Here is a 20632-nt window from a genome sequence, read left to right as displayed (position 1 = left end):
TTGTTTTAGTAAGACTAATTAAATAGCTACCGTAAACTTAAAACTACCCGATTTTACATGTACAGTTTTGTTTGGAAGCACAACTTCTGCTTCGCAATTTACAGGAATAGTTCCTGAATATTCATAGGTACCATTAGCTGTTTTTTTCCATTCAGCTTTAATTTCTCCGTGAATAGAATTGTAGCTTGCCTTTGCAAAATCCATTGCTTTAATAAAGTTTGGTTTTAAAATAATTTGCTTAAACCCTGGGTTATTTTCATCGAAATTTATACCAACCATATGGCGATAAAAGAAATTATCTACAGCTCCCATAAAATGATGGATGTCTGACGATGCAAAATTATAGCCTTCTGGCAATGTAGTTGCGCCTTCTTTAATTAACCAACCAAAAGAGGGCCATTCTTCATCTACAACAACTTTATGCATCATATCTGCATAACCATTTTTTGGTAAATACTCGTAAGCAGAGTGTACTGTAAACACACCACCCCAAACGTGGTAATTTTTATCTTTTACAATATTGTCTACCACCTTTTTTTCTAGTTGTGCTTTATATTTTTCTGGAACAATACCATAATTAAGCGCAAGAATATTAACTACAGGTAAAAATTCATTAAACGGTTTTAACCCTGCGTATTCTACTTTTTCTTCATCAAAAGCCCATTTCTGAATTCCTGCATGGATACGTTTTACTTGTTGTTCTAAACGTTTTTTATCTTTTTTCTTATCTAGTTTGTCTGCCATAATAGCCAAACGTTTTAAAACTAAATAAAAATTCATAGAAGCTATTACCTCATTTCCTCCTGGTTTACCTCCTCCTTTATAAGTTCTATCATAAGGGGTTACCCAGTCGTTATACATTTCTGTAAACATGCCGTCTTTTTCTGCCAAATTGTTATGTTTCCAAGAATAATCTACCCACAACATCATTTTTTGCCAATATTCATCAAACAACCTAGTATCTCCATAATATGTATACATATACCAAGGCACATGCACACCTGCCGAAGACCATAAAGAAGACCTACCTGTTCTATAATCATTTGCTGGTGCAATGGCTGCCATTCCTCCTGCTTCATTTTGAGTATCCCAAATATCACGAGTAAACTTGGTCATTAATGCTGCCAAATCATAGTTTGCCATACCAAATTCCATACCTGTAACTACGTCTCCTAACCATCCGTTTTTTTCTCTGTTTGGGCAGTCGGTAGCAATACTATGTAAATTAAAAATTAAAGATTTTCTACAAATATCATCAACCGCGTTTACTACTTTATCCGAAGATTCAAAATGCCCAACTCTTGGCACATCAGAATGTACAATTTTTACCTCAACGTCATCTTTAGTTATTTTGGTTTTGTACCCTTTAACCTGTACGTAACGATATCCTTTATATGAAAAACGACACTCTGCAAATTCTTCTTTTTCTCCTTTACCGATGTATCCCATTTGTTGCCAACGACCTGGTTGACCACTAGAAGTTGGGTCTTCATGTTCTCCATAAAAAATTAAAACTTGCTGTCCTTTTTTTAAGTTTTTAAGACGAAGCTTTATCCAACCAGAACTATTTGTACCGGTATCAATCCATTGCCCATAGTTTCCTTTAGACTTAATTTCTATAGGTTTAAACGTTTCTGTAACACGAATAGGTTGACACATTTGCGACACCAACTCACCTCCTGGATGTGGAGATGGTTTTACTGTTTCCCAACTAGAAGCATCAAAGTTGGCTAAATTCCAATTCGGAATTTCTTTTGTTGCGTCGTAAATTTCTCCCATGTGTGGACCATCATAAATAATGGGTCCTCCTGTAATTTTCCAGCTTAAATCGCTAATTACATTTTCTTCGGTACCATCTTCATATTCTACTCTTATTCGGCACATTAATTTAGGCTGACCTATGTAACCATCCTTTTTATAAAACCCCCAATGATCATAAGCTAATTGCCCATAATTACCACGCCCCAACATAACGCCAGCAAGGTTTGCTCCGTCTTGTACCTCGTTAGTAATATCGTGAGTAGCATATAAAATTGTTTTTCTGTAATCTGTCCATCCCGGATCTAAAACTTGATTTCCAATTCTTTTTCCGTTGATAAACAACTCGTAATACCCAATACCACTAATGTATGCTTTTGCTGTTTTTACTTTTTTAGTTACTTTAAAATCTTTTCGTAACAAAGGAGCTGCATCATACGGGCTATCATGATGAAATTGATAACGCTCCCACAACGTCATACTAGACCCAAAGTAACTTGGCAACTGAAATTGCAATGCTTTAGATTCTATCTCTTTATTACTCCACCACTTTTCTGCCCATTCCTCTTGATTTTTCCATGCAATCCATTGCGCTCCTTTCCAATCTTCTTTTTGATATAATCCAGTAGAAAAATAAGCAGACGCACTCCAATTAGAAGCTTTATTATTTTTATCCCAAACCTTTACTTTCCAGTAATACTGAGAGGTTGCAGTTAAGTTTTTACCTTTGTATACTACCTGCGTAGTTTGCGAACTTTTTACTTTTTTAGAATCGTACGCATCACCTATATTTTTATCTAAATTTTCTTTTGATGTTGCCACTAAAAGCTGATAAGCTGTTTGATATTGCGCTGCTTGGTTTGATTCTAATTTCCAAAAAAACCTTGGTTTTACAACATCAACACCTTCTGGATTGTTACGATATTCTAACTGTAGATTTGTTACTGTTATTTGTGCAGCCCCTGATAATGTAACAAAAGCTACTAAAAATGTTAAAAACAATTTATTCATTATGTTAATCTAATTTAGATGTCTGTATGGTACGGTTCCTTCTTCATTTACTTTAATATTCCATTTTTCTAGATAATGCGCCCCTGGTAAAAATTCATCTCCATTCGCTTTTAAACGTTTTATCAAACGGCTTTCTAAATCTGACTGTATGTCTGTATATTCTTTATTATTTACTAAATTATTCATTTGGTAAGGGTCGGCATCATTATCAAACAACAACCAAGGCCCTTCTAAATCTTTTACATACGTATACTTTTGAGTAACTAAACCTCTATACTCTTTACCATGGCGTTTTGGTCTATTCCATTGCCCAAATGGTTGTACACAAGTAATAATGGTTTCTTTACCAACCGTATCGTCTTTTCCTTCTAAATAAGCTGTATAGTTTATTCCTTCAACACTTTCTGGAATAGGCATATTTGATAAGCCTAATAATGTAGGCAGAATATCTTCTGAATTAAAAACAGCATTTCTATTACCTGCTTTTATACCTAAAGATTCTGGAATATAAAATAACATAGGCGTTCTTATAGATTCATCATACGGTTGTTGCTTTTTATACGCTCCGTGAGACCCTAATAGATCTCCATGATCTGAGGTAAAAACAATAATGGTATTATCTAATTGATTATTCTTTTTTAGAGTTTCCATTATTTTAGCAATCATATCATCAATAGCTGCAACATGCGCGTAATACCCTGCTAAATCTTTACGCACTTTCTTTTCCATATTTTTAGGAATATTTGGTCTAAGCTCTAAACTATCTGGCAAAAACATATCTTTATATTTTTTTGGAGCAGAATGATACGGTGCATGTGGTGTTCCCCAAGATAACACCAGTAAAAACGGATTGTTATCATCTTTTTTAGCACTCATAAAATCTATAGCAGCATCGGTTTGCGAAAAAGTATCGTACCCTTCCCATTTCTTTGGTGTAGGATCATTATTATCAAAATAAACAGAACCGTTATAATTATGCGTACATTCATTCGCTTTCCAAAACTGAAAACCTTGTCTTCTATTTCCTGGCGGAATAAAACGTAACCTACCATGACCATCCATATGCCATTTACCAATAAAACCTGTATTATAACCAGCATTAGTATATATTTTACCCATAGAAACCGCATTGGTATCTAATTGCACATCGTTCATAAACATACCATTTGTTAATGGTCTTTGCCCTGTTATTAACGATGCTTTAAAAGGTGTACAAACAGGCATACCAGAAACGGCATTTTTAAAATTAGCACTCATAGAGGCTAATTTATCTATGTGTGGTGTTTTAATATTTGGGTCGCCCCCATAGCCTGTGGCTTGAGTTCTTAATTGGTCTGTTAAAATGATAAGAACATTTGGTTTTTTTATGCTATTTGTATCTGCATTTGCTATTGTTTTATCATTTTTCTTTGCATTACTGCATGAGAAACAAATACATATTGATAATATACTAAGTGTTCTTAAAATTGTTTTCATTTGCTTTTATTTAGTTTACTTTTCTTAATTTAATTCCGCTTAATCTTGTTTTTCCTTTTGAAGCCTTAAAGTCTACAGTAATACCATTATCATTCTCTACGGTAACTAAAAAACGTTTGGCAACACCTCTATCATCACCATACTGAGCCTTAAGGTTTAAATTAGACCAAATATTCTCTCCGTTTACTTTAACATCCATAATATTGTCTTCTTTAGTTTTTAATTCTGCTAAAAGTAACGATAGTTCGTAAGTTCCGTTTGGTACATCAAATTTATAAGCATCAATACCAATTAATTGTGTTTGATAAATAGGATCATTATCTGTACCTTTTACACTAACATCTGTACCTATAGTATTTTTTTTCTTACTTAAATTTCTTAAAAACTCACCACCTACATAACCAAAACTTCCTGCTACATAAGCCTGATCTGGCATCCATAAATAATCCATATTATCTGCTTCAATAAAATAACAATTAGAACCTACATTTATTGCAATTTCTTTAAACAAATTTTCTGTACTTTTTAATTTTTTAGGCTGTAGTGTAAATTCTATAGAAGCAAAATCTTTTAAAATTTTTCCGTTCTGAGTAGAAATAACTTCAATTAAATTAATTCCATTTTTTAAAGGCACCTCAAAAGTTGTTGTAGAAAAATCGAATGTTTTAGTTCCTAAAGATTTTCCGTTAACAAATAATTCTACATCTTTAGAATTACCTACAATGGTAAATGGTTGGGTAGCAACAAGTGCTGTTTCGCTATCTGCAATACCCGCTCTATTTTTCCATCCTTTAGAAGCGATAGCAACAAAAGGCTTTTTATTTAATAATGCTTTGTATAAATAGTAAGCATCTTTTTTCTTTCTGTCTGCGGTAAGCAACCCTTTGTTATTAATATGTGGTACTGCATCTTTACGGTGTTCTACCTGAAAATCTGCATAATTCCAAACATTGGCACCTACAATTTCTGGTATCTTTAGTATTGCTTTCATATATTCTTTATGTAAAAAAAACTGGTATTCTACACTAAAATCAAACCTAGTAGGGTTGTAAGAACGAATTCTTGGGTCTGCACCTCCACCATATTCACTTAAAATAAAAGCTTTATCAGGGTTTAAATCTAAAGAAGCTTTTACTAGCTTTCTTAATTCTCCTTCTATTTCATCCAATTCATTTAAATACCAACCGTAATATTTATTATATCCAACAATATCGGTTACGCGTATACCAAATTGATCTTGATAAGCAGGCTCTCTAAAAAATACAGAATAAGAGGCACGTGTAGGATCTTCTGCTTTAATAGTAGCTGCTAAAGATTTATGAGTATCTATAAAATGTTTTACATACGCTTCGCCAAAACTTTCTGGAGCTTTCATGGTAGTCTCATTCCCTAAATTCCATGCTACAATTGCAGGGTTGTTATAATTAAAACGAATGGCTTCTTTTAGCATGTTAATACTGTTTTGCTTACCTGCTTCGTTTGCCGCTGCTTTGTCTACAAAAGGAATTTCTAATGTTGCTACAAAACCATATTTATTACACATTTCTAATATGGCTGGATCTTGCGGATAATGGGCTATTCTTAAAAAATTAATTCCCATTTCTTTTAGCAATTTCATATCATTTCTATGAATTTCATCGCTAACAGCATTTGCTTTTTTGTAAAAATCTTGATGTCTGTTTGTACCAATCAGTTTTGTTTGTTTACCGTTGATAAAAAACCCTTTGTTAGCATCGAAATGAAACCATCTAAAACCAACCGGATTTTCTACTCTATCTAAAACAGTTTCTTTTTTATCTATAATTTCTGATACTAATTTGTATAAATATGGGGTTTCTGGAGACCATAAATTAGGATTACTTAACGTAAATTCACTTATTATTTCTTTACCAAAAGACGATTTATCTACTGTTTGTTTTACAATTGTATTCTTAGCATCATACAACGTTTGTCTTACCAAATATTTTCCTTTTTTGGGTCTTATTAACTTTGATTTTACATTAACGGTAGCCAAAGTTTTAGAAACTTTAGGTGTTGTTACAAAAACAGCATTTGCACCTAAATTAGCAACTTCAAAATGTATTGGTTTGGTAATAATTAATTGAATATCTCTATAAATACCTCCATAAAAAGAAAAGTCTGCCGCTTGAGGAACAATTTCATCATTATGTGCATTGTTTACTTTTATCATAATATCATTTGCCCCAGGTTGTAAAACCGAAGTAATATCATGCGTAAATGCAGTATAACCACCAATATGATCTTTGCCTACTTTTTTACCGTTTACATACAAAGAGGTAACCTGATTTGCACCTTCTAAAAGTAAAAACACTTGTTGGTCTTTATAAATTTCAGGAATATTTAATGATTTTTTATACCATCCATCACCTCTATAATATCCATCCTCATCATCTAGAATATCTAATTTATTCCAAGAATGTGGTAGGTCTACTTTTTCCCAACCAATCGTACCATTATTAGAAAATGGCTTTTCAATAGTTCCTTTATGAAAATTCCATAAATCATTAATTGTTTCAATATGTCTTACGTTTTGGGCATTAACAACAAATACAAAACTTAACAGAACGAAGGTTAAAACTTTACTCATTATACTATTTATTTTTTAGTTATCTAAAATAATTTTACAAAAATCAATATTAAATAAACATTCGTTGTGGTCTGTCCTGCTTTGCCTTGTGAAATCATATAAATTCATAGTAAAAAACAATCCACAAAATTAATAATCAGATTTTTATGTAAAAAAAAATTAATCTACAATTCTCCTCTCTGGCCAAAGATTTAAAGCATCATTAATAATACGTTTGCTATACTCTTTACCAAATCTGTCTATTTTATCATCGGTATTAAATTGTTGTTTTTTAAAAGCCAACCAATCTTTTTTTGTTAAATATTTATCTGTATGTGAGTATTGTAAAGCATTTAAGCCAAATAAAAACACGTAACCATCTCTTGCGTTTTTAGTTTCGTTATCTAAATATTCAAAGGCTAATTTATCATCTCCAGATAGTGCTAATGCTTGCGCTGCGATAAGTCTATTAACTGGTATTTCTTCTTGTTTGATACTCTTAATTAATATTTTTTGAAGTTCTTTATCATTTTGAGCAATTCTAAAAATACCATAAAATCCCCAATATCTAATTATTGGATTTTGGTCGTTTATAAAACTTAAATAATCTGTTTTATTTTCTATTTTTCCTTTTGCGGCTAATTTAGCTATGGGCAAAATTCTTTCAATTTTATAATCTGTACTTTGTGCATATTCATAAATAGTAGCGTACTTTTTACCGTCTCCTACCAAATCATAAAACATAGGTTCTGGAATTAAACCAATATCTTTTACTTCTAGCATCCATCGATCTAGTTCTTTAGATAATTCGTTTAATTTTGTTGCATTTTTTTCTTTATCAGCAATACTATTCACATGCCAAGGATCTGTCTTAGTATCGAATAATTCTACTATTTTTTTAGGTTGATAAAATTGCGATTGAATGGCATTAGAGGTTCCGTTTTGATAACTTTCTTCATTTGCTCTCCAGTTTTGTTGCACTGTATACCCATATCTAGTAGAGCGACCTCTTGGTCTATGTGGTACAAAATTTTGAATTAAATAATATCTTCCATCTGTAACTGCTCTATTAAAATCATAACGTTCAGACATACGATCTCTGTAAAAGTGAACATAATTTGGTTTTTCTTCTTTGTGTTTTCCTAGAAATATTTTACCCTGCATTTTTTGAGGAACTGGGCAATCTAATATTGATAAAAAGGTTTTAGGAAAATCTACAAAACTAACCAAACCATCCTCTACACTACCTGGTTTATAAGACGCTAAATGCTTCCATTTTTCAGGAAAATAAGCAATAACAGGCACCTGAGTACCAACATTATATAAAAATCGCTTAGATCTAGACAACATACCTCCGTGGTCAGAACAAAAAAACACAATAGTGTTATCTTCTAAATTATTATCTTTTAATTCTTTTAAAAGGTTGCCTACTTTTTTGTCCATTAAAGTAATTAAATCATGTAATCTAGCCCAGTCTTCTCTAATTTCTGGCACATCTGGGTGATATGGTGGTAACTCTATATCTGCAGGGTTAATTCTAGGTTTTTTAGGAATATCTCCATCTGCCACATATTTTTTAATTTTTTCTGTTGCTAGTTGGCTTTCATGGGTTTCAATAAGATTAAAAACAGCAAAAAAAGGCTGCCCCTCTTTTCTAGTTTTATAGTGTGCTTTTTTACTAGAAACATCCCATAAACTTCTATCTGTTTCATAACTAGAATTATAATCTTTTTTATAGTTATTTGTACAATAATAACCAGCCTCTCTTAATATCTTAGGATACGCAGGGATATCTATAGGTAACTGTGTATTGGTTCTAAAATTATGTGTACCTGTTGTGGGTGCATACATACCGGTTAATAAGGTTGTACGTGCAACTCCGCAAACAGGTGCGTTAGAATACGCATTTGTAAATCTAATTCCTTTTTCTGCAAGCTTATCTAAATTAGGGGTAAGTGCTTGCTCAAAACCATAACTGCCTATATACGGACTTATATCTTCACAAGTAATCCAAAGTACATTTGGTCTTTCTTGTGCTTTCGGTTTGCAAGAAGTTAAACTAAAAGAGACTAATAAAACAATTATTAAAAATTTAATTTTCATCATTTTTACTATTTAAAAGAGATGTATCACTTAAAATTATTAATCCTATAAAGGTATTCTTTAACAACTTTAAAGGTGTCCTGTATTATGAGGTTTAAAATAAAAAAATCCTCTCCAGGTTTTCTTTACTAGAGAGGATTATATTATTAAATATACTTTTTTTAATAAGGTTTATTTCTAACAGGATCTGCAAGAATGTGACCTACACCATTATTAAACACGTAATTATGACTTCTTACTGCTTCATATTCATTAAAAGCAGTTTCTGGTAAAGGAGATGCTGGTGTATTGGTTCTGTTTTTTCCGTTTACAAAAATCCTCCATCTATTTTCTCTTAAAAAGGCAATAAGCCCGTCTTCTCCAGGAATTAAAGTTTGAAAAGTATACCAAACTTCTGCCTCGAACAACGTTGGCACCTGTTGTACATACGATGTAACAATATGATATTTTAATATATTCTTTAACTTTTCTAATTTTTCTGGGGTATCTACTCGTTCCATAACTTCTTCTGCAGTTGCTTGCCTAGTAGTTGGTACGCCATTAACATCTTCTGTAATACTGGTAGATTGGGAACCCGTAATAATATCTATTACATCTCCTCTACCTGTAAAAGCATTGTTGTTTAACAACAAATAAGTTCTATTTGAAGTACTTGTTTGGTTAAACAAGTCTACCATATTTGCTTTTTGAATTGCAGCGGCTAAAAAATTAAACATTTCACCATCAAAGGTACCGTCTTCACTTAATTTATTTGCAGATTGTATATATTCCCATGCTGTTTTATTTCCATGTGGGTCTGTTAAATCTACTTCTGGCTGAAAATCAAAGGTTTCTTGAAGTCCCAAATCACAAGATGATACTAAAACTACCATCAATAATAATCCTAAATATTTTATTTTATTCATCATTTTTTATCTTTTAGATTAATATCCTAGTGTTTGTGTTAAATTAGGGTTTTCAGTTAAATGATCTATATGAATAGGAAATAATAATCTTTGTTCATTTAATTGAGTTGCTCCTGGTATGGTATCTAAAATTGGATTTAAAACTTCTATTGCTTTCTTTGTTCTTCTTAAATCCCACCATCTTTTAGCTTCTCCTAAAAGTTCTAATTGTCTTTCATCTAGTATATAGTTTTCTCTAGCTTCTTTTGTATCTCCAAATTCTGCTTCAGTAACCTCTGGCAATACTCTAGCTCTACGAACTTGATTTACCAAATCTAGTGCAACTGTTTGGTTATCTAATTGATTTTCTGCTTCTGCTAATAACAATAACATACCTGCATAACGATAAATTACAATATCTGTATCATCATTATTTCTATCGTAATTTGTTTCTTGCCATTTAGACATACGTGCTTCTCCTATAGCTCTAGATCCAAAAGATTGGTAACCACCTTCTCTACATGCAAAATAACGCCAATCTCCGTAAACTGGAGCAATAGAATCTTTAACTTCTCCATTTTCATCTAAATACTCTACTTGTCTTTCAATAAAGGGTTTAACATTAGGATATTTATCTACCCAACCAGCAGAGTCTATAGGAAATTTGTCTTGCCATTTTCTTTCTAATACAGGTGATATTGAATATAAAGGAACCCCCGCAAAAAACAAAGACATAATACCAGATCTATTAGCTCTAGTAACACCTGGGTTATCTCTATCTTCACTGGCGTTGTAACGTATTGAGAATATTAACTCGTCTCCTTCTTGTATTTTACCTCTACCACCTAGGTTACTATTTGTAGATGGGTTGTTGTAAAATAAATCAATCCAATCATCTGGTGTGTTTACTAAATCATGCCCTCCTACAGCAATCATATCATATAAAGCTTTTCTTGCTTCTGTATAGTTTTGAAGGTACATATTGATTTCTGCTTTTAAGCAAAAAATACTTGCTCTAGAAAATCTAAAATCTCTATTTGAAGCCTCCATTAATCTTTCTGCTTCCTTTAAATCTGCAAGTACTACATCGTTTAAAATTGTATCTCCATCCGTTTTAGGCTTAAATGCATCATCAATACTTTTAGTTGGCTCTACAAACAATGGCACAGCCCCCCAAACACGAACAGCATCAAAATAAACATACGCTCTTAAAGCATAAGCTTCTGCCAATAAATTTTTATCATAACCAGATATTGTTGGTATATTTTTAATGGCACTATTGGCTCTATTTATAATTTGATAAAACAAATTCCATTTTAAAGTTCCATTATCTTCGGTTAAACTTTGCGTAACAATTTCTATATTATCATTATTTGGGTTTCCACCAGCAACAAAATTATCTGATCTAAATTCTCCCCAGTAAAAATATTTTTCACTGTAAGTAGATTGAAACGCATCGTAAATAGCTGCAACTCCTGCCTCTGCATCTGCATTACTATTCCAAAAATTTTCTGTACCTATCTCACTAATAGGTTGTTCATCTAATACGCTATCACAAGAGACTGCTCCCAGCAACAAAGACAATATTAAAGTTGATATCTTTATTTTTCTAAATTTTATCATTTTTTTTTATTTTAATTGAATTTTTAAACCAAGAATAATTTCACGATCATTAGGGTATCTTAATTCATCGATACCAGGTGCTAAAGGATTACCTCTACTACCTAATTCTGGGTTAAACCCTATGTAGTTTGTCCAAGTTAAAACATTATTTACTGCTAGGTTTAAAGAAATTTTACTAACACCTTTAATCTTACTCATTACAGTATTTGGCACATCATAATTAAGTCTAATATATCTTAATTTAATATAATCTCCTTCTGTTACAAAAAAGCTATTTGGTCTTTCTCTATTTTGAGTATGGCTTCTTGTTAATCTAGGATACACAGTAACATCTCCTTGATTTCTCCATGCTCCTTCTATTCTATCTGGACCAGGAGTTTCTCCACCGGTATTTAAATCATTTCTGTCTTCATCCCAGTATCTATAAATATCATTACCAAAACTATAATCAAATAAGAAACTAAATCCGAAATTTTTATATTTAAAATTATTTGTAAAACCACCAAATACATTAGCAAGTCCGTTTCCTATAGTTTGCCTATCATCAGCAGTAATATCAAAATCATTATTTAAGTCTTCCCAAATAATATCTCCACCTAATAATACTTTACCTGCGTTTTTCATTTGCGCTACTGTACCTGTATACTCAGCACCATTTAAAGTATAATTTACAAAAGAACCTGTTTCATCAAAATTAGGGTTTAATCTTACTCCTTCTGGTGTGTATGCATTAGATTCATCATATTGAAAAACACCTAAATTTTTCCATCCATTAATGTTTCCAAGAGGCTGCCCTTCTTCAATATAAGTAGAGTTACCTTTTCCTGAAAAGAAAGGAGTACCACCAGATAGTTTTACAACTTCGTTTTCTAAATAAGAGATGTTAAAACTACTGTTCCAACTAAAATTCTTTTTCTTTATAATTGTACCACTTAAGGCAACATCTATACCTCTATTATTTATAGCCCCAACATTTGTTCTAATTGAACTAAAACCAGATTCTTCTGGTAACGGTAGGTTAGCAAGTAGGTCTGTTGTTTTCTTTTCCCATAAATCTACATTTAAATTGAATCTATTTTTAAACATTCCTAATTCGAAACCTAAATTTAAAGATGTAGTTTCTTCCCATTTTAAATCAGGATTTCCTAATCTTGTTGGCGCAACACCGTTTATGTTGTTATAAACATAACCAGGGGTTAAGGCTCCTGTAAAATCGTAATTACTAATACGCTCATTACCTACAACACCATAACTAGCTTTTAACTTTAAATCGCTAATAAGGTTGTTATCTTTTAAAAACTCTTCATTACTTACTCTCCAACCAACACTTAGTGATGGAAAATCTCCAAATTTATTATTTTCACCAAATCTAGAAGATCCATCTCGTCTATAAGTTGCTGATAATAAATATCTATTTTTATAATCATAATTAAAACCAGCAAACATACCATATAAAGCATGTCTACTATTTTCTGCGGCACCTCTTCTAACGCTTAAACTTGCAACATCTATATTATTTAAAGATTGAACTGCATCTGAAAGAAGGTATGCTTCTAAATCTAAATTTTCTCCACTATATCTTTGTGTTGATACACCTGCAAAAGCACCTAAAGAATGGTCTCCCCAACTATTACTATAATTTAAAAAGTTTTCTTGTTGAATATCATAACTGTTTGTAAATGTTTCTCTAACCTGAGGAAATGGTATTGATGAGTTAGGGTTGATGGCTATAAAAGGTACATAACCGTTAAACTTTCTTAACCTATTATTAATACCAAAAGTAGATTTTAGAGTTAATTTAGGAAACAATTCTAATTGAGCATAACCAAAAAACTGAGTTCTATAATCTCTTGTTTTATTTTCTATTAAGGTTTCTGCTAATGGATTTTGACGACCAAAAATTTCTGGAGAATATTCTCCATTTGGCTCAAAAATAGGATAATATGGTATACGTTGTACTAAATGTGTAAACACACTACCTTCACTTAAACCAAACTTTTCTTCGAAAGATAAATTTACTTTAACACCAACTTTTAATTTTTTAGAAAAAGTCATATCTCCTTTTAAAAGAGTATTAATTCTCTTATAACCACTGTTAATAACAATTCCGTTTTCTTTTAGAAAACCAGTATTCCAATAAAACTTTAATTTATCTCCACCACCACTAACAGCAACATTTGTTTGTTGTCTTACGGCTGGTCTAGTAATCATTTTTTGAACATCAAAAGAATTTCTATTAATTAAACTTAAAGAATCTCTCTCGTTATAAGACAACGCTATTGTATTACTTGCACTTGCTTTATCATAATCTATTCTTTGATTAGCATTTGCTAAACGTAAATCTCCTACAAGGCTATTTATACCTGTTACATTTGTAATATCTACTTTTAACTCTCCATTTTTACCTGATTTAGTTGTAATTAACACAACCCCATTTGCGGCTTTAGAACCATAAACCGCAGCCGTAGCTCCATCTTTTAACACTTCTAAAGACTCTATATCATTTGGATCGATATTATCAATATCATCTAATTGCTGACCATCCACAACATATAATGGAGTAGTACCACCAGAACTAAATGTAGATACACCACGAACACGAATATCGAAACCTCCACCAGGGCCACCATTTGATAAAATTTGTACACCTGCTAGTTTTCCTTGTACAGCATCAAATGCACCTACAGGAGTAGCTTGTACAACTTCTGCCGACTTTACAGTTGCAACAGAACCTAATACTTTTTTTCTACTTACTGGAGCATAGCCAATAATTACAATTTCGTCTAAACTTTCGGCAGAATCCTTAAGAGTAACATCAATAGTACTTTTAGATCCAACAACTACTTCTTGAGTTTCAAAACCTAAATAAGAAAACACAAGGGTTTTTGCACCTGCTATTAATTTTAATGAATATTTACCATCAAAATCTGTTACCACACCATTTGTAGTTCCTTTTTGTATAATACTAACGCCTGGAACAGGAAGACCTCCTGTATCTGCAACTACTCCTGATATCGGCTGCTGAGCGTGTAAATTAGTGTTTGTGAAAGCGGAAAAGACCAGCAATAACAATAGCAAAAATCCTTTAACAGATCTTTCCTTTTTTAAATTTTGTTTCATTTTTCGTTTTAATTTTAACATATAATTCGCTTATTAATTATTTTTATTAATTCGATTAACACCTAAATGCTTTCAAAAATCAATAGACTCACAATTTTACAATCTATCAAATTTGTTTCTGTCCTGTCTTGTACGGTACCGTTTTTTACTACTGATTTTTAAGTACTTAAAATTAAATGGGAATAAGGTAAAAAATCAATAAAAACAGTACTACAACAACAAATAGCATTACAAATTCTAAAAATTTTAATTGTTTATTTTTCATAGTTTTACCAATAATTTTTGTCAAAAATATCTTAAAATTAGGGCACAAAAATTCTCAATAGGGGTTAAAAAGTACCTATTACTTAATTTTAAAAAAGAAAAAGAATTATAAAATTATTTAAACCAATTATAGCGTATTATTCATACTCACAAAAAGTTTTTATGTATTCTGTGGGAGTTTTTCCAAACTTTTTTCGAAAACATTTACTAAAATATTTGGGATTTTTAAAACCTACTTTGTAGCTAACTTGTGCAATATTCATTTTATTTTGTTCTAGAAGTTCTGCACCTTTTTTTAACCTTATATGTTGTATAAAGTCTTTTGGTGTAAAATCTGTCCATGCTTTTACTTTTCTAAACAAAACAGTTCTACTAACACCTAATTCTGAGCAGAAATAATAAATATCAAACTCTTCATTACTTATATTTTTTTCTACAAGTTTTAGTGCTTTTTTATAAAGTTTTTCATCTAAAGATGGTAAAATAAGTTCATCTGATTGTACAGTATTAATTGAATTTATTTTTTGTTTTAAACGAGCTATAGAACTTAAAATATTTTTAATACGTAGTTTAAATTCATTTATGTTAAATGGCTTACTTATATAATCATCTGCACCAGTTTCTAAACCTTCTAATTTATAAATTAAAGAAGAACGAGATGTTAATAATATTATAGGTATATGGCTTGTTTTAATATCCTTTTTTACCAAAGAGCACAACTCTGTACCTGTCATTATCGGCATAACAACATCACTTACAATTATGTCTATTTTCTCTTTAATAGCTATTTTGTATGCTACCTTACCGTTTTCTGCTTCTAAAATATTATACTCTTTTGCTAATAAAGTTCTCATAAACTTTCGCAAAGGTTTATTATCTTCTACTAACAGAATGGTTAATTTTTCTTCTGAAACGTGATCAAGAATATTATTTTCTTCAAGAATTACTGGAGTTTCATCTAATTGATTTACATACTGAGATAAATCATCACTAAACTTAAAATCTTCTATAATCTCATCATCATTTATATGATCTCTACCTAAAAGTAATTCTACCGAAAAAATAGACCCTTTATTATTTTCATTATTTCTAACCTTAATTTCACCTTTATGTAAATCTATAATGTTTTTTACTATAGATAAACCGATACCTGTTCCTTTATTATAATCATTATCTGGTTTATTGTTTAGAGATAACTCAAAGAAGCGTTCAAAAATTTTATCTTGATATTCTTTTGCCACTCCAACACCAGAATCTTCTACCTGAAGAATTATTTTATGAGGCTTTTGTATAACTCTTAAAACTATTTTACCATTTTTAGGAGTATATCTAAATGCATTAGAAATTAAATTATAAAATACCCGCTCTAACTTATATCGATCATAGTAAACATAAATTTCATCTGATGGAGAGTGAAAACTATAGTCGTAATTTCCATCTTTAGCATATTCAGAAAAAGACAAGTAAATTTCTTTTAAAAACTTAACAATATTTCCTTCTGCTGTTTCTAGTTTAATAAGGTTGCTTTCTAATTTTCTAAAATCCATTAAACGATTGATAAGTTGTAGTAAATGGTTAGCACTACTCTCTATTACTTTTAATTTTTTATACATTAAACTGCTTCCCTTATAATTTTCTAGTATTTGATTTAATGGACCTAAAATTAAAGTTAAAGGTGTTCTAAATTCGTGAGAAATGTTTGTAAAGAATTCTAATTTAGCAATATTGGTTTGTTTGGTTTGTTCTACTTCTAAGTGTTCTAAATCTAATTGATGCTTTAGTTTTGTTCTAGATTTTAAAATATTAAGTAAGTAATAAAATATTGCAAAAAGAACTATTCCGTATAATATAAAAGCCCACCAAGTTCTCCATGGGGCAGGATGTACTTTAATGTTTAATGAGGTAGCTACATCATTAGAAATACCATCACTATTAATACCTTTAACTTCAAAAATATAGTTACCTGGATTTTGAATGGTATAAGATGCAGAATGCTCGTCGGTTTCAATCCAATCATTTTCTAGCCCTTTTAACCTATACTTATATCGATTACTACTTGAGTTTATAAAATTAGGAATTGAAAACGAAATATTAAAATTTCCTTCTTCATGAGAAAGCTCTATGTTTTTTGTATACGATATAGTGCGTGAAAGTAATTGACTGTCATCATCTACGGAAATAGATTTATTTTTAATTTTTAAATCTGTAATTATAACTTGTGGAACATAATTATTTTTTAATAAATTTTTAGGGTTAAAAAAAACGGCTCCTGCTGGTCCTCCAAAAAACAAATTATCACCAATACGTAAACTAGCATTGTTATTAAACTGATTGCTTGCTAATCCTTCTTTTTGTGTATAATGGGCAACAATACTATTATTGGTTGGGTTGTAATTAATAATACCTTGATTTACACTACTAATCCAAAAACTACCATTATCATCTTCAATCATACTACGTATGCCTGCTATAGTAGTTGTATTACTCTTTAAATCTATGGATGTAAAAGTATTATCAACTAATTTAAAAAGTCCATTAGCAATTGTACCTACCCATATTACACCTTTACTGTCTTCATAAACAGACGTTATAGCATACCCAGTTTTTAACTCACTGTCAAAAAAATATTTTTTAATACTACCTGTGGTATCATCAATGTAGTTTAAACCTTTTGGAGTACCTAACCAAATATTATTTTTTGTGTCTACCTTAATAGTTCGTATAATAATGTTTGATAATGAATTTGATTTTTTATTATTGGCAAATATTTTATATGATTTATCGTTAATATTGTATTTAATAAGCCCTTTACCATTAGTACCTAATAACATGTTTCCATTATTATCTTGTTTAATATCATATATACCTACATTGCCCATGTACTCCCTTAAAGTTTTAGGAAGTTGCATATTTATAAAACGTTTAGTTTCTATATTATAGACAGCAAAACCATTAGTAAAAGTACCTATCCAAAGAAGGTTTTCTCTAGATAAATATAAAGATTTTACATTGTTACTTCTAAGTGCTAAAGTGTTTTTTGCTGTTATATAATTAATTTTTTTTGTATTTGTATTAATTACAGAAATACCGCCACCTTCTGTACCCAAAAAAATAAAATTTTTATGAGATACAATAGAGCTTACAACTTTATAACCTAAGCCTATATTACCCGGTTTTTGAGTGATATTGATAAAGTTTATATTAGACTCATCCCACACATTAATACCTCCGTGATAGGTACCTACCCATATAGAACCATTTTTATCTTTAAAAAGTGCCTTTATAAAATTATCATTTATAGATTCATTGTCATTAATATTACTGGTTAAAAGCTGTATATTTTTACTTTTATCTGCAATCTGAATTCCATTGTATGTTCCAATCCATAACTTACTATCACCATCTAAAAGAAGCTGTCTAACATTTCTGTTTTTATTTTCTAAAGTTTCTTCTTTAAAATAAGCTGTTATATTATTAGTATCTACATTAAATTCTAAAACACTTTCTTTTCTAGTACCTATTAATAAATTACCATTTTTGTTTTCAATGATGCATTGAATGATAAGGTTATTAGTACCTTTTATTAATTCAAATTGATAATCATTATTTGTTGTATCTACTAATTTCCATAAACCAGAAGTAGTACCCACAAAAACATCTCCTTTGTTAGTTTCAAGAATAGATAATACTTGACCATAAATTAAATTTTTCTTAAAAGAATCTTTTGATTTATCATAAATAGAAATTCCTTGATTGGTACCAATCCATATTTCTTTATTAGAAAGTTCTTTTATAACACCTACAGAATTATCTTTTAAAGAATAATTATTTTTATTACTAAAATAGGTTTTAAAGGTATTCTTTTGAGGATTGTATTTATTTAAACCTAAGTTAGTTCCTACCCAAATAAAACCATCACTGTCTTGTTCAATAGAAAGAATATCATTATTACTTATAGAATACGGATTATTTTTATCATATCTATAAACTGTAAAATCTGTACCGTCGTACTTATTTAAACCATCCCTAGTACCAACCCAAATTTGCCCTAAATTATCTTGACGTATAACAATAACAGAACTTTGAGACAAACCATCTGCTGTTGTTATATGAGTAAATTTATAAGTTTCACTTTGTGAAAACCCAACTCTAAAAAAAAGAAGTATAAAACATAAAACAACTATTCTAAACATTAAATAAATAGGATTTTTGTATTCAAAAGATTAAAGATAATAAAACCATAAAGATCAAAAATAATTATAAAATTTTAAATTATACGGATAAATGCTATAACACAAAACTAAGCTTAAATAAATCCATAAATTTCTATTAAAAAGAATTTCTATCAATTAAGTTAAAAGGAACTTTTATACTAGCATGTTTATTATCTAAAATTATTTGAGCAGCATATTTACCCATCTCAGTAAAATCGGTAGACATTACGGTAATGCCTAATAATTCTTTAAGAGGTGTATCATTATAAGATATAATTCCAACATCTGTACCCAATTGTAAGTTGTTTTCTCTAGCTATAGTAATATAATTAACTAAATCAGACTCCTCAATAGTAATAAAAAGAGTCCCTTTTTTTAATACCATATCCACACCCACCTCATTTATAATTTCAAAGTCTAAATCTTTTTCAACACAAAACCTTCTAAATCCTAATAAAATTCTTTTGGGGTAAGGATAAAAAGATTTTTCTGGATAAACCAAAACTACTTTACAATATTTTTTAATTCTATCTATACCTTTACTTAGAGCATCATAAATATCTTTATCAAACTCTTGATAAACCGTACTAACACTTTCATTTATATTCGGTAGTAAATTATCTAATACTATCAATTGTTTTCTAGGAATTTCATCTAAAACTTTATACACTTCATCAGTATAACATGCATGACCAAAGTTTTGAGTTTTAAAATGAGGCATAACAACAAAATAATCATAATTTACCTTAGCATTTTTTAAAGAATTTAAAAACAATAATTCGTTACAGTGATATACTTGTAAATCAATATTAGCCTTATCACCAATACATTTTATAAAAGAATGATAAATGCTCATCTTATAGGCACTCAATTTATTCACTAAAAGTAAAATATTTAACTTTGGTTTAGCTTCTACTTTAGCCACATAATTACCCCTTCTAGGAATAGATACAATAATATTACGCTCCTTTAAAATATTATAAGCTTTTTCTACCGTATCACGAGAAAGATAAAACTCCTCACTTAACATATTAATAGAAGGTAATTTTTGATTGATTTCAATATTACCAATCGAAATATTATTAATTATAGAATCTATAATTTGCTTATACTTTGGCACTCTCGAATTTTCGCGAATTTGCATATAATTTAAAACTTCCATAAGACTCACGCTTTAGTATTGATTAATAAAAATTAGTGAGTGTAATTTAAATGCTGTAAGGAGTTAAAATATACCTAATAGGGTATTCTAAAATACCATATTAGGTCGTTTTTTATAAAAAAATTAAATTAAACACCTAATAATAAACAACCTATAAAAAAACATAGAAAAAAGTCACATTAAAATAATGTCAATAAATCTATATTTAACTTTATAAAAAACTATATTAATTAACAAAAAATTATATGTAATTTTATAATATAAAGAAGTTATAAAATCAAATAAATACCTTTTCATAATACATTAAGTTCATTAAATAGAACAATTAATAATAACCTTTTATATTAAAACAGAACATTAAAATATTTTAGAAAAACTAACATTAAAAAAAATTCAAATAAAGGGCAAACAACTTATAATTCTTAATAAG

Annotated in this window: 9 protein-coding genes; all 9 read right to left on the bottom strand. The window is 30.0% G+C overall.

What is annotated here, in order from left to right:
• Positions 1-18: 18 nt before the first annotated feature.
• Positions 19-2769 (bottom strand): family 78 glycoside hydrolase catalytic domain, encoded by a 2751-nt coding sequence (locus tag WG951_RS13035; protein WP_105047399.1) that lies wholly within the window; start codon positions 2767-2769, stop codon positions 19-21.
• A 9-nt stretch (positions 2770-2778) separates the two neighbouring features.
• Positions 2779-4245 (bottom strand): sulfatase family protein, encoded by a 1467-nt coding sequence (locus WG951_RS13030; RefSeq protein WP_105047398.1) that lies wholly within the window; start codon positions 4243-4245, stop codon positions 2779-2781.
• A 10-nt stretch (positions 4246-4255) separates the two neighbouring features.
• Positions 4256-6853: a glycoside hydrolase family 2 TIM barrel-domain containing protein gene (locus WG951_RS13025; protein ID WP_105047397.1), complete on the bottom strand. Its 2598-nt coding sequence runs from the start codon at positions 6851-6853 to the stop codon at positions 4256-4258.
• A 159-nt stretch (positions 6854-7012) separates the two neighbouring features.
• A complete protein-coding gene (locus tag WG951_RS13020) occupies positions 7013-8938 on the bottom strand; it encodes a sulfatase family protein (RefSeq protein WP_105047396.1) in 1926 nt (641 codons plus the stop codon).
• A gap of 158 nt (positions 8939-9096) precedes the next feature.
• Entirely contained in the window at positions 9097-9843 is a 747-nt protein-coding gene (locus WG951_RS13015; RefSeq protein ID WP_105047395.1) for a hypothetical protein, read from the bottom strand.
• Positions 9844-9858: 15 nt separating this feature from the next.
• The gene (locus WG951_RS13010; RefSeq protein WP_105047394.1) at positions 9859-11442 is read right to left on the bottom strand and encodes a RagB/SusD family nutrient uptake outer membrane protein; all 1584 of its coding nucleotides are present in this window, start codon (positions 11440-11442) and stop codon (positions 9859-9861) included.
• Between the two features lie 6 nt (positions 11443-11448).
• Positions 11449-14562, bottom strand: a complete 3114-nt coding sequence (locus WG951_RS13005; protein ID WP_170062844.1) for a SusC/RagA family TonB-linked outer membrane protein — start codon at positions 14560-14562, stop codon at positions 11449-11451.
• 401 nt (positions 14563-14963) lie between these two features.
• A complete protein-coding gene (locus WG951_RS13000) occupies positions 14964-19019 on the bottom strand; it encodes a two-component regulator propeller domain-containing protein (protein WP_105047392.1) in 4056 nt (1351 codons plus the stop codon).
• A 136-nt stretch (positions 19020-19155) separates the two neighbouring features.
• Positions 19156-20202 carry a GntR family transcriptional regulator gene (locus tag WG951_RS12995; protein ID WP_105047391.1) on the bottom strand — a complete coding sequence of 349 codons (1047 nt, stop codon included), beginning with the start codon at positions 20200-20202 and terminating at the stop codon, positions 19156-19158.
• Positions 20203-20632: the final 430 nt, after the last annotated feature.

The organism is Polaribacter butkevichii, from assembly GCF_038024105.1.
Classification (GTDB): domain Bacteria; phylum Bacteroidota; class Bacteroidia; order Flavobacteriales; family Flavobacteriaceae; genus Polaribacter; species Polaribacter butkevichii.
Note: the sequence above shows the minus strand (reverse complement) of the source record. Positions and strands in the feature narration are given on the sequence as shown.